11 protein-coding genes are annotated in these 12,950 nt (G+C 55.4%); 8 read left to right on the top strand and 3 right to left on the bottom strand.

Annotated elements, in window-relative coordinates; translation table 11 throughout:
- Positions 1-169: 169 nt before the first annotated feature.
- On the top strand, positions 170-541 hold the full coding sequence (locus SH668x_RS18510) for a hypothetical protein (RefSeq protein WP_437186548.1): 372 nt from the start codon (positions 170-172) through the stop codon (positions 539-541).
- A gap of 134 nt (positions 542-675) precedes the next feature.
- On the opposite strand, the gene SH668x_RS18505 is transcribed toward SH668x_RS18510, so the two are convergent.
- On the bottom strand, positions 676-1,029 hold the full coding sequence (locus SH668x_RS18505) for a hypothetical protein (RefSeq protein WP_437186547.1): 354 nt from the start codon (positions 1,027-1,029) through the stop codon (positions 676-678).
- Positions 1,030-1,353: 324 nt separating this feature from the next.
- Between SH668x_RS18505 and SH668x_RS18500 the strand changes: the two genes are divergently transcribed.
- The 3 genes from SH668x_RS18500 to SH668x_RS18490 are packed head-to-tail and all read left to right on the top strand — an operon-like array spanning position 1,354 to position 6,872.
- Positions 1,354-4,305, top strand: coding sequence for a hypothetical protein (locus SH668x_RS18500; RefSeq protein WP_437186546.1), 2,952 nt, complete (start codon positions 1,354-1,356; stop codon positions 4,303-4,305).
- A gap of 15 nt (positions 4,306-4,320) precedes the next feature.
- Positions 4,321-4,932 (top strand): hypothetical protein, encoded by a 612-nt coding sequence (locus tag SH668x_RS18495; RefSeq protein ID WP_437186545.1) that lies wholly within the window; start codon positions 4,321-4,323, stop codon positions 4,930-4,932.
- Positions 4,933-4,967: 35 nt separating this feature from the next.
- Positions 4,968-6,872, top strand: a complete 1,905-nt coding sequence (locus SH668x_RS18490) for a hypothetical protein (RefSeq protein ID WP_437186544.1) — start codon at positions 4,968-4,970, stop codon at positions 6,870-6,872.
- A 333-nt stretch (positions 6,873-7,205) separates the two neighbouring features.
- On the opposite strand, the gene SH668x_RS18485 is transcribed toward SH668x_RS18490, so the two are convergent.
- Complete coding sequence (locus SH668x_RS18485) at positions 7,206-8,402, bottom strand: tyrosine-type recombinase/integrase (protein ID WP_437186543.1); 1,197 nt, start codon at positions 8,400-8,402, stop codon at positions 7,206-7,208.
- Between the two features lie 276 nt (positions 8,403-8,678).
- Positions 8,679-8,927: a helix-turn-helix transcriptional regulator gene (locus tag SH668x_RS18480; protein ID WP_437186542.1), complete on the bottom strand. Its 249-nt coding sequence runs from the start codon at positions 8,925-8,927 to the stop codon at positions 8,679-8,681.
- Between the two features lie 506 nt (positions 8,928-9,433).
- On the opposite strand from SH668x_RS18480, the gene SH668x_RS18475 reads away from it, so the two are divergent.
- The 4 genes from SH668x_RS18475 to SH668x_RS18460 all read left to right on the top strand — a co-directional run bounded on the left by SH668x_RS18475 (position 9,434) and on the right by SH668x_RS18460 (position 12,929).
- The gene (locus SH668x_RS18475; protein ID WP_437186541.1) at positions 9,434-9,697 is read left to right on the top strand and encodes a hypothetical protein; all 264 of its coding nucleotides are present in this window, start codon (positions 9,434-9,436) and stop codon (positions 9,695-9,697) included.
- A 71-nt stretch (positions 9,698-9,768) separates the two neighbouring features.
- Positions 9,769-11,697 carry a ParB N-terminal domain-containing protein gene (locus SH668x_RS18470; protein WP_437186540.1) on the top strand — a complete coding sequence of 643 codons (1,929 nt, stop codon included), beginning with the start codon at positions 9,769-9,771 and terminating at the stop codon, positions 11,695-11,697.
- Between the two features lie 54 nt (positions 11,698-11,751).
- Positions 11,752-12,660, top strand: coding sequence for an ArdC family protein (locus SH668x_RS18465; protein ID WP_437186539.1), 909 nt, complete (start codon positions 11,752-11,754; stop codon positions 12,658-12,660).
- The gene (locus SH668x_RS18460) at positions 12,657-12,929 is read left to right on the top strand and encodes a hypothetical protein (protein WP_437186538.1); all 273 of its coding nucleotides are present in this window, start codon (positions 12,657-12,659) and stop codon (positions 12,927-12,929) included. The genes SH668x_RS18465 and SH668x_RS18460 overlap by 4 nt, the downstream gene beginning before the upstream one ends.
- The last annotated feature ends 21 nt before the right edge of the window (positions 12,930-12,950 follow it).

The following is a 12,950-nucleotide window of genomic DNA, read 5'->3' as shown; positions in this document are numbered from 1 at the left end:
GACCGCTTTTAGTTGCGCAAAGGAGGTGTCTGCACTACGGTTAACGATCGTTAACAGCTACGGATGGCTTATTTGACCAAGACGAAGGAACGAAAATAGCGTTTCGCTGATCATATACTTCAGGAACATGAGAAGGCGCCATTGCAGTCGTGATCGGAGTGCCGACGGCATGGATGCTTGCAGTTCTGCCTCGGGCGGCGAAGCCGCACTTTCCTGTCTGCGACGGGCGCGGAAGTACCTGGTTGAGCGGATGTTCGGTTGGCTGTATCGCTACCGCCGTCTGCTGGTCCGCCATGAGCACTACGCCTTCCTGTACGACGGCTTCCTACACCTGGCTTGTGCGTTGATTGCCATCAGTAGGTTTGGGCACTGGTTCTCGTCAGCGTTGTCCAGAAGAGACGATGGCTACCAAAGCCTGTTGAGCAAGAAAAGCCCTATCTCAAGGTCAGTCATCTTTCCTTTCTCGCACCGCAGAATTCTTCCAAATGCTTCCAGGTCGCTTACTTGGAAGTCACTATTATTAGCGAGAAACGCGAAATAGCGTTCTAGCTGAACGCCAGGCACATTCGTAATGAAGTGAAACACATCGCCGATTGGGAGATTCGCCTCATGGTAAAACACCATGCTTCCGTCTTGCAGAGCAAGTTTCTGCTGGTAGGTAAACGCCATGTGCATCTATATTGATCGGCCCAACGTGCTGACTGTCTTTTCCACAAGCGGAGATCGCCAGGTCACAAGCAGTCCGGCAGCGGCTGCGGCAAAAACGGCCGCACTGTAAAGGAGACCCCTAGCGTTATGGTGCCAGTTCGCCTGAATCGCCTTCTGGTAATCTGGTTCGTGCCGTGTCAATTGTGATGCGGCGAGATACGACGGCATATCGCCATGTTTATCAATGTACTCCTTCACCGCGGCGGGTGGCGTGGCCATGCTGGAGTCAATCGCCTTTGCACTCACAGCAAGGATGACACCGATTCCCACCGTGCTGGCAATTTTGCCAGCAATAACGTAGTTGCTTGCGTTGCTCGTCATAGCACTATCCATAATCGTACTTCAGCACACATCATGGACTACCCCGGCGCCAGTGTCAATTTATTGATATCCTATTTCGGTTCCATGTTATAGACCAGCATGTCGTATGGCAGAGGCGACCACAGAAATATCGCACGACATTCACATATTGAAAATGGAGTTATAATACAGTTGGTTGCGTGCAGAGAAGGCAACTGCATGTCCATGATGCGCAATATAGTTCTTGCAACGAAGCGTAAATATACGTTAACCTATCTCGGTGCTGGTCATGTGTAGTCGTACCAAGTGCGCTGCGACTGATTAAAGGACATGGAATCGGAGGATATGGGTAATAGTGTAGACGACAACAATCCATACAGCGACGAACAGCCGGTATTGCAGGGGTTGCACAACAAGCGAGCAGAGTTGCAGCAGGCCCTGGAGGGCGTCAAAGCTGGAGAAGTGGTTCGTCCCGAAGAAGTCCCCCTGCTGCACGCCAGGGAAGCAGAGCTGTCAAAACGCATATCGCACTTGCATGACCGTCGCGTCACCATGAACGGCACCGTGTCATTGCACAAAGAAAGTGTTGAGAGAGCACTTGAGCGTGTCTTCTCATGCAGAAACTGGGTGTCGGAGTACGAGGATGCCCTGCGGATGCCTAAGCCGGGGACTAGAGAGGCTCTTGAAGAAGGATTGGCGATCCAGAAGCAGAAATTAGCTGCCGCGCAAAAGGCCTTCGAAGATGAGGCGGAGAGGCATCGGGAGCTCCGCGACAGTTACACCCCTGTTTTAGAGCGGGAAAGTAAAGAGCTGGCTTTGCTGGAATCCGAACGGATCGAGCTCGCAGGCAAACTAGATCCTGAAAAGCAGGAAAACAGCAAAAGACACTACGAATTGATGGTGCAGTATATTCTCACCGATCATGCACTCACCGCTGCTGACTTGATGGATAGTGCTGCGCGACAGCAAGGCACCACTCTTGAGGCAATGCTGGCATCCCCTGAACTCCGTGCCTCTGCCACGCCTTTTACCTATGGCACGCTGAGCCGGACCGCACTTGAGCAGGCATTGCATTGGGGGCAGGAACACGAGGCAAAGGGCGATCCCAGGAAGAATCTTGCCCTTTCCGCTGAGGAGCGAGCATTCAAGCAGTTTCTCAATCAGGACGTGATTCCGAACTTCGACTATTTTCAGATTCTTGCCAGCAAAGTCGATGACTTGCAACAGGCTGACACGGACGATTATCGACCCCTGGAAATCCTGGGGCAAAAGCCGTTATCGCTCTCGGGGCGCAGAAAGTTGCCAGAGGCCCCGGAGCAAAAGCAGTCGGACGCCACCAAGTGGGCCGAAAACAACACCCAGCCGGTGGATTACGGTGCTGTGCTTTCGCGCAATCTTCCGATCCAGGAACGCCTGCAAACAGCCCTGGACCTTTCCAACGCCCAGCTCCAGCATTTTGAAGGGCTCTTTCAGGGGGTTCAGGACCGCATCGAGAGGCTGGAGGCAGAGGGGCTGGCAAAGAAAAAAGACGTTGACAGTCTCCAGGCGCGCGTCAGGGATGGCGAGGCCCAGAACCGGAGGCTGGATGAGCGGATTGTAAATACAGAAGAAACGATCGAGATCACGAAGAAGATCAACGCCAGGAAAACAACGGCGGCCTATATCGGCGGTAAAGTGGCGTCCAGCAGTATCCGCAGCGGGGCGCAACAAGCAGGACTCATTCTTGGGGGAGCCATTTTTGCGGGCGGCGCGATGACCGGAATCGGGACGTTGCTCCTGCCGATGCTGGTCGGACTGGGCACAGGCGTGACGAGCGCGGCGGCTGGTGAAGTCGCAGCACAATACCAGGGTCAGGAGCAACAAGAGGACGCAGCCAGGCTTGCCATCAGAGAAGAGTTTCTGGCCCACCTCAAGTCGCAAAAGGTCAACGTGGCCGAACATCGCCAGGAAATCGACAAGATTCTGGACGACATCAAGACCATTGTGGAGCAGCACGAGTTTCAGCCCTACTGCCAGGATGCGTTGACTATCGCGCGAACGCGACAAGCCTACCTGGCTCGTTTCTGTTTGCAGTCGGGGAACCAGAACACGCAAAACCTCCAGGATGCCTGCGAGTTGAGCGGAGCGGAATCGGTCGACACCCTGCTTGGCATTCTGCGTGGCAGGTTGGGGACCGCGATGGAGCACTTCTGCCTTGGCATTGCGAATACGGGTGACATGGAGGTGATCCTGGCGGAGTCCAACGCACTCCCGCGTACAGGCCAACTGGGACCTGCCCAGGAGGCGTTACGCGACTTCGTTGATTCCACGCTCAAGCCCAACATCGGCAGCTATCTGTCAAAGGCGGCCAAGATAGACGTGATTCAGCAAGCGAATCTCTTGCCGTATGGCTCGCAATTGCATTGGGCGAGGGAGATGGTACGAGACGAGACCGACAAGGCCGTGCGGGCGCTTTTTGCCAACGAGTTTGGCATGTCGATTGTTGGCGTGCAGGATGTGAAGCACGTCTTTGACTTCTATCTGCACCGGCACGGTGACCGGAAGCTTTACGATACCAAGCTGCGAGACGGTCAACCCTCACCTTCCACGACGCGTCCAAAGCGAATCAACGCCTTTCCGAAGGAGCACATGGAAGGCTTCACCGACGACGCCAAGCACTTCATGGAACACCGCAGCGCACAGCAGCCGACAGTCGGTGACACCTTCCTGCGTGTCTGCGGCTATGAATACTACCTTCCGCAGGCGGTCAAAACAGCGGGCGTGAATAACATCTTCTCCGAAAATCCGGAAGCGCCCGCCGCGTACCCAATGGCCAATGACGTTATCAACCGCTTCGTGCAGCAGATGAGCTTTAGCTCCGTGGAGGAGTATCGTGAAAAAGTGGGCGAGCGACTGGATAACCTGATTGCCTCAACGTTCTTCGACTTCTTTGCGGAGCTTGGCCAGCTTCACGACAAAAACCCAAAGGTGCAGCAGTTTCGTGAACGGCTGAAGGCTGGCATCACCACAGGAGATTACGGTGCCGTCTTCGATAACTATGTCAAGCTGATCACGCGCGACGCGATGAACCGCTACGATCTGTTCCTGGACATCTACAAGATGAACCTGGAAAAGCAGCTACAGGTCTCCACCGACGCGGATCGCCGCCTGATTGAGCAGCAGATTCACAAGCTGGACGAGGAGCCGAAACGCATCCTGAATCCGGCGATCATTAAACCAGGCAGTCACGAGGCGCGTTTCCGCGCATCACTGGAGGAACATTACCTGGAAAATACTTCCGAAAGGCGCGGAAGGTAGTGCAATGAGGTATCCATGCGGCTAACGTCATCAATACTTGTTGTCATCGCCATAGTCGTGTCAACGGACGCATTTTCCAGCGAATATCGCGCACTTCAGCCTGGCGCCACATCAGGTACTGTGGTTACAAACTACGAAGCACAGGGCAATCTCGCTGTAACGCATGAGCTTGATTGTATCCCGCTTGCCTCCGCAAAAAGCGAGTATACGCCACCCGACCTTTACAATGCGTTTGCCAAATGCGTGCGGGAGTCGTCATACGCGAATGCGACAGGTCTATTTCTGTTGGCAGGGAGTTACGTGCGATTCGATGCCAAGCGTGTCGCAGATGTGACGGCACATCAAGCGCGCACAGTCCTCATCATGCAATACATCAGCTCCCTGAGTTCCCAGCAGAAAAGCAAATGGAATGCCTATTCCGACATGTTCACGCCTGACTCCAAAGAATTGCAGAGTGCTTGCGACAGCATTAAGGCAATTGGCGCTCCTACTTACTACCCCACATACATGATTCAGCATGGGATAGACGGCTTCTCGTCGGATAGGTCTGAACCGCTCGTAGATGATTTGGATCAAAGCAAGGCATGGGAGTCTATATTGAAGGAAAGCTTGCACTGTACGATCTAACCATAGAATCAACTGAAGGAAGGGGATGAAATGATATGACAGCAGAAAGAAAAGACAGCGAAGATAAAGACGCCGAGCGTGACTATTACATTGCGCTACAATCATACCTGGACAATGGAGGTGTACCGCCGCACGGTTGGACGATATTAGCAATTTCATATTCACTTGGAATTGGGAAAGACACCGGATATTACGGCGTGGCATACCAGAATATCGAGCATCCTGAACAGATCATAATTGCGCATCGCGGCACGGAACTCGATGACTCGAAGGATCTGCTGACCGCAGATAGACAAATCCTGCACCATGCTGTTCCCACGGATCAGTATAAAGACGCGATGTCGTTTGCTGCCGCAATCAGTGAATTGGGAGAAGTGCCTGTTAGTGCGATATCTCAGGTTGGCCATTCTCTCGGCGGCAATCTGGCAAGCTTGGTGGCTATTTCCACTGACGGCCGGGCGAGTACGTTCAACGCTCCGGGAGAAAAAGAACAACTGGCCCAATTGGAAATCGTAAATGGTGTACCAGCGGGTACTTACCAGAATGCAGACTATTCGGAAAAGATTGTCGCTCATGTGACACAAGGAGATATCGTAAGTGGTCATGGTGCTCACGTTGGTGCGGTCGAACAGATTGACAATCCGTCTTTACATGGCCAGGCAGAGAAGCAAGAGCGGCAATATGAAATAAGCACTACTCTCCTTGAAAATGTTCCACATGATGATACGCGCCCAATCCAAGAACTGGCTGATATAATGCTGGGGTATCAGATTGCAAAGGATGCAATTGACAATCACAGTGCTGCTTACGGTCATGCCCTATTACAAGATGCGACGGCACAGGAACGCATGGGGCCAATTTACGGAATACCGACAGTTGAACAGGCAGCCGACCATATTCCGAGCAAGGCGGAATGGACAGTCGGCGATGGTATTCATTCGCTCGAATCACATCTGAATCCTCAGCCTGCCGACGCTGCTCAACCGAATGCACAAGCTCCGCTGCACGACATGTTCGCGGCTACCACGGATCAGCCTATGGAGAACAAGGCGCATCCAACGGAAGTCACAGACGGTCCAGTGAACCAATCCGCAATGTCACCGGAACTGCAATGGCCAGAGATTCATTCGTGGGACACTGTTCCGCAGCAGATACAGCCTGCCAATGATGCCGTCACGCCTCCTGAAGCACCCTCGCAATTTGTCGAGAACATTGCAGCGGCTATTCACCAGCCCGTGCAAGAGGTGGTTCATCCCGACAAAATTCCCGATGTTGCCCCGGACCAGCCTACAGCAATGCCAGCTCCGCAATGGCCGGAAATCCAGTCATGGGCAACAGGACCTGCGGCTCCCATTGACTCGCATGGACCTGAACAACCTCGGGAGGTCACGATGGAATGGCCCGATATTGGCGTGGGTGCTGCTCAATTCCAGGGCCTTGTCGATCCGGGGCAACAAGAGACTGCCTCGCAGCATGAAAGCAAGCATGACATCCTCGGTGCCTTTGGCAGCATTACCGACGTGTTGGGCCATCACACTGCCGAACAGTCGGCGACCCCGCCGGAGAATCATTCTGGTGGGATCATGGAGTTTTTGGGAAGCATTGGCAGTCTTACACAAATCGAAAACCCATTTTCCCATCACGCCCAGCAAGAACCAACCCGCGAGGAACCACAGGACGGATGGGGCAGCCAGGTGCAGTCGGCATTCCAGCATATGCTCACCGGGCGTGAAGAAGACACCTTGTCCCATGACCGCGATACACCTGCCAGCAGTTGGGTCGAGCAAGTTGCTCCCCATGATCATTCGCAGCAACAGACAAGCTGGGTCGATCACGTCACACATCAAGACAGTAGCTCTGAGCACGACACGAGCCACCATAACGACCCATCAGATCATTACTCGGATCACGGCAGCTCTGATACTGGGCCATCGCTCTAACCAAGTGAGAAGTATGGTTTAGCAAATCCGATCTTACAGCATGGCTGAAAACTAGCTGAGCGGTGGCAGTCGGCGGAGCATCAGGTGAATCATGGCAACTCGGATCATAGCCTCACTGGTCTCGGTCAGAACCTCGTCGTCTTTGCCGAGTTGGCGGTATGACACCAACCAGGGCAGTGACATCTCCCTGGCGCATGACGGACCACGTCAGTACAAAAGCGAGGCTTACCACCATGCCAGAAACACGGTTCCGATTACCAAGACGGCACGTTGAGTTTCCCCTCTATACAGGCTGCAACGAGGCACGAGGCGTATCACCAGCCCGGCGATGACTTACTTTGACGGCTTCTTTGCCGCCATCTGATCGAGAAAATCGGCCCACCACTGCATCATCTCCCGCCGTTCTGGCAGGTACTGGGCGTGGTTGTAGGCTGCCCGGACTTTATCCCGCTCTCCGTGGGCAAGCTGCCGCTCGATCACATCGGGGCGAAACCCATGCTCGTTCAGGATCGTACTTGCGGTACTGCGAAAACCGTGTCCTGTCGCACGCCCATGATAGCCCATCCGGTACAGAGCGTAGAGCATCGTGTTTTCGCTCATAAACGAGGAGAGGTTGTGTTCATTGGGAAAGACATAGTGCCCATGACCCGTGATCGGATGCAATTCCTGAAGAATGCCGATCGCCTGCCTCGACAGCGGCACGATGTGCAATTCCTTCATTTTCATGCGATCTGGGGGTATCCTCCATTCCGCCTTGTCCCAATTGAACTCGCCCCATTGCGCACCGCGTAGCTCGGTTGTTCGGACAAATGTGAGCAAGAGCAGATGAAGTGCCTGCTTGGTGACAAGCCCTCCCTCATAAGCTTCCAGCTTTCCAAGAAATTCCGGAAGGTCGTCTTCCTTCAGGGAAGGCTGATGCTTGACCACAGGTGTCTTCAAGGCGCCTTGCAGGTCCGGCACTGGATTACGATCCGCCCGTTGCGTGGCGATTCCGTACATGAAAATCTGACCGACAACTTGCTTCATGCGGTGGGCCGTTTCGAGTGTTCCTTTCGCCTCGATTGCCCGAAGTACGGTCAAGACATCCGAAGCATTGATTTCTGCAATCGGCCTTTTACCGAGTTTCGGCAGGAGATGTCTGTCGATCTGGCGGCGTAGGCGGTCGCTATAAGATGTGGCCCATTCCGGTTCATGTTGGCGAAACCACTCATCGGCAATCTTCTCGAACGGATTCGAGCGCTGAAAGACTTCTTGCTTCTTTTCCTCTTTCTTTGCTTCCCCAGGGTCGGTCCCGACGGCAAGTTGCTTTTGAGCGTGCATCCGCTTTTCGCGGGCTTCGATCAAACTCACTTGCGGATAGACTCCCAACGCCAGCAACTTTTCTTTCCCGCCAAAGAAATACCTTAGCCGCCAATATTTGGAACCGGTCGGCGTAATGAGAAGGAATAATCCTTCCCCATCGGACATCTTGTAGGGTGTGGATTTAGGCTTTGCATTGCGAACCGTAGCATCAGTGAGGCATTTGGGCATATCCGGGGTACATTTTCGTTGAAGTGGGGTATGTGGCTCAATAAGTACCCCAGTTCAGAGGCGGATGTCAACGAGTTCGTTCGGGCAGGGCCGAGCGGAAATCGTCCCGTGATTGGCTTCCAGTCTTGGTTTGGCGGACATTGACGGACATTAACGTCCTGTAAAATGGTGGAGGCGACAGCAACCACGAAAGCATAGTAAGCAGTTGATATTCAAAACGATTTGCGAGATACAAATAGAAACATACCCCGGTTTTGTACCCCAACCCTTATTGCCTCAGTGATCCACACGACTTCCCTCCCCTGATGGAGCTGTTCCCGACAGCGTTTTGATCAACTCACGAATGTCTTCCGCTCTCCAAGCAGTACAGCGAGCCGACAGCTTGACCGGTTTTGGAAACCGTCCCGACTTCACCCCCTCCCACCAGCATGTCTTTCCGAGCGGAATGACGCTCAGCACCTGCGTCAGTCGCACAAATCCTGTTTCTGGAATCTCATTCATAATCACGTCCCTGTCTGCGTTCATGGCCGGTCTCCGCCGTGCCTGCATCCTTCGAGAATAGCACGATTCGGCACCGATTGTCTCGGAGAATCGCACTCAGAGCCGCTTTGAGGCGTGATGGCTGCGTAAGCCATTGAGCCAGCGTGAATCACTCGTTTCCAATCCAGGCCGCGTCGAGGCCCGTCATGGCCGGAGGCGGTCTGCAACGAGGGCACCGAGGCGTATCACCAGACCGGCTTGGCCAGGGTGCTTTGGCTCAGAAAAGCGGCATTGTGAGATGGCGGGGATGGCTCTGGCTCTCCTTTTCTCGATCTATTGTTTCCGTGACCAAAGCGGCCTTCCTGACGGGCACGCCTAAAGCCGCCGCCGGTCCGCTCAAGGGGAAAATCGGCTCCCCCTAAAGGTCGCCCCCAATTTTCCCCTTGCCCGGTTCGCTGCGCACGCTTCGCCCCGGACTGTAGCGGCTTTGGTTCGGGTGCCATCAGGCCGCGATGGTCGCAGCCGGAAACACAAGGAAAAGGAGAATACTCATGTCACAGCCTGCACACAAAATCCGTATCGGCGTCCTGCAAGTCACCATCTGGCGTAACCAGGGTGAACGCGGCAACTGGTACAGCGTCATCCCGACCCGCAGTTACAAGAACGGCGACGACACCTGGAAGGAAACCGACAGCCTCGGTTTTGACGACCTGCTGACGATGGCCAAGCTCTTTGACCAGGCCCACACCTGGATCATGCACCAGCTTCAGGCCGATGCCAAAGGCCGCAAAGAATCCGCTCAGGCAGCCGCCTGACCCCGGATGCCGGTGGGCGACTCCGGTCGCCCGCCGGTTTCATTTCTCAACCCACCATTTATGGAGTTTATATGACCAACATCGAAACCATTTCCTCACCCCAGGTCATCGCAGCCAGCAAGCTGGAAAAATCCCCGCTCAATGCCCGTCGCACGATGGTCAAGGGCGGCACAGAAGAACTGAAGGCGTCGATCCTGTCGCACGGCCTGATGCAGAACCTGGTCGTCACGGATGCCAGTGACGGACTGTTCCACGTCATTGCGGGTGGACGCCGTCTGGAAGCGATCCACTCACTACAAGCCGAAGGCAAGCTACCGCAAGACTTCGCAGTTCCGTGCCAGGTCGTGACGGATGAATCGGCCTTAGAAATGAGCCTGGCCGAGAACGTCGTTCGCTTGGCGATGCACCCGGCGGACCAGTTTGAAGCCTTTGCCGAACTGATCAACAAGGGACACACCGCCGCCGAAGTCGCCACACGGTTCGGCATTGAGGAAAGCCTCGTCCATAAGCGAATGAAGCTAGCCCGTATCGCACCCGAGCTTTTCGAAGAGTACCGCAACGATGAGATGACACTGGAATGCCTGATGGCCTTCGCCGTTACCGATGACCATGATCGCCAGCTCAAGGTTTACCAGTTCCTTCAGGACTGGCAGAAGGAAGATCCGGGAGCGATCCGTGATGCCCTGACCGAGAAGATGATCGAAGCCAGCAGCAAGCTGGCCCGATTCGTCGGACTGGAAGCTTACACGGCCGCTGGTGGTTCGACACATGCCGACTTGTTCGGGGAAGACATCTACCTCGAACAGCCGGACCTGCTGCACGCACTGGCCGAACAGAAACTCGATGCCATCCGTCAGGAACTGGAAGCCGAAGGCTGGGGCTGGATCGAGATCAATCCTGAGCGTGACTACAGCCTCATCAGCAGTTGCAAACGTCTTCGTCCCCAGCTCGTCAATGCCCCATCCGAATTGCTTGACCTGAAGGCCCGGCTGGACGCCGAACTGGAAGAGATCGAGCAGATGCTGGAGGAAACCGAATCGGACGAATCGTTCGACCGGCAACAGGAGCTTCAAGACCAACTGGACGAAGTCGAAGAGAAGTTGGCCGCCTTTATCGGTTTCGACTCCGACCAGAAGCGTTTGGCTGGTTGCTTTGTTTCGATTGGTCAGGATGGAACGCCGTTTTTCGACAAGGGGCTGGTGAAACCGGAACATCGCAAGGAACTTACCCGGTTCATGGGTGAGGACGACGACACCCGTCCCGAGAAGGTCAAGCCGAAGCCCCCGCTGTCCGCGAGCCTTTGCTGCGATCTGGCAGCCGCCCGCTTGGAGGCTGCTCAGGTCGAATTGGCCAAACATCCTGCCGTGACGTTCGACCTGCTGGTGTTCCAGGTCGCCAGTTTGATGCTGGGCGACTCGGATTCCGTTGATGAGGGAGCGGATGTGCGTTTCCAGATTCCTCGCCAGGATCGTTCGGATGATGAGGAACCGACCATTGCCGGTGATGCGTTCGCCTCCATCGCCAACGCACTTCCCGTCGAGTGGCTCCAGCCCACATCGGAAGTGGCCCGCTTTGAGGCGTTCCGTTCGTTGCCCGACGCAGCCAAGCACGAGTTGCTGGCCTACTGCATGGCCAGGACGCTGAAACCGAAACTGGCTTCCACGGCAGAGGAAGACGTGACCGCCTACGATGTGGCGTTGTCACTGACCTCTGGCAATGTCGCCGACTACTGGCGTCCGACCAGTGAAAACTTCCTGGGCCGGATCACTCGCGAGCAGTTGCTGGCCGTCGGTCGCGAGGTTCTCGGTGAAGCCTGGGCACACTCACGAGCTGGTGACAAGAAGGCGTCGTTGGTGGGGCAGCTTCACCGAGCGTTTTCTGATCCCGAAAAGCCGGGACGGACACCGGAGCAAATCGAGCGTCTGAAGGATTGGTTGCCTGTCGGGATGAGCTTCGAGATTGCACCATCACAAACGGCCAATACTCAGGAAGCCGCATGATTCAACCGGGGCGGGCAGCCATGTCCGCCCCATTTTCTTGGAAAGGATTCCAATATGAAAACCCGTATCGATCATTATTCCCGCGTCACGAACGCGATCATCACCGATCTGGAACGCGGTGTCCGACCGTGGCTCAAGCCCTGGAACGCCGAACACGCTGCCGGACCGATTACCCGTCCGCTCCGGGCAAACGGCCAACCCTACAGGGGCATCAACGTGCTGAGCCTTTGGGAATCGGCTCTCTCCCAGAAGTTCACCGTCCCAATCTGGATGACCTTCAAGCAGGCCAAGGAACTCCAGGCTGACATTAAGAAAGGTTCCAAGGGAACATCGGTCGTTTATGCCGACCGCATCACCAAAACGGAAACCGGCGAGGACGGCCAGGAAACGCAGCACCGCATTCCTTTCCTCAAAGGCTATACCGTCTTCAATGTTGAACAGATCGAAGGACTGCCGCCGCATTACTATGCCCCGGCAGTTTCTCCGGGCAATCCCGTCCAGCGAATGGAGGTCGCCGACCGGTTCTTTACCCAGACCGAAGCCGACATCCAGCATGGTGGCGACCACGCCTACTATTCCCCCTCGTCCGATCATGTGCAGATGCCGCCGCTCGCCGCGTTCCGCGATGCGGAGAGCTATTATTCCACGCTCGCGCATGAGATCACGCATTGGACCAAAGCCACGCCCCGTCTCGACCGGGATTTTGGCCGCAAGACATTCGGTGACGAAGGGTATGCCCGCGAGGAACTGGTGGCCGAGATCGGGGCGGCGTTCCTGTGCTGTGACCTCAGTATCACGCCGGAACCTCGCGAAGACCATGCGGCGTATCTGAGTCACTGGCTCCAGGTACTCCGGGCAGACAAGCGGGCCATCTTCCGGGCGGCGGCCCATGCCCAGCGGGCGGTCGATTTCCTGCACGGACTCCAGCCGCCCGGCAGTGACGAGTTGGGAGAACAGCCATGACCTGGGCGGTTTTGTTTCCGCTCGGCGAAACGGTCATCACCGCTAATGCCAGCTTGCGGCTCACCACCGAGGAAGTGTTGTCCGCCTTGCAGCGTCATGCCGCCGGGGATTGGGGCGATCTCTGCCCCGAGGACATGCAGACCAATGACGAAGCCCTTCGGCATGGAGGCCGGTTGTTCTCTGCCTACGGCTCCGGTTCGCATCGCTTCTGGATCATCACGGAGTGCGACCGTTCGGTGACAACTGTGTTACTGCCCGAAGACTACTGACCGATTCGCGAAGCAATCCCG

The organism is Planctomicrobium mucosum, from assembly GCF_051466335.1.
GTDB lineage: Bacteria > Planctomycetota > Planctomycetia > Planctomycetales > Planctomycetaceae > Planctomicrobium.
The sequence above is the reverse complement of the archived record's forward strand: the minus strand, read 5'-3'. Positions and strand labels throughout refer to the sequence as shown.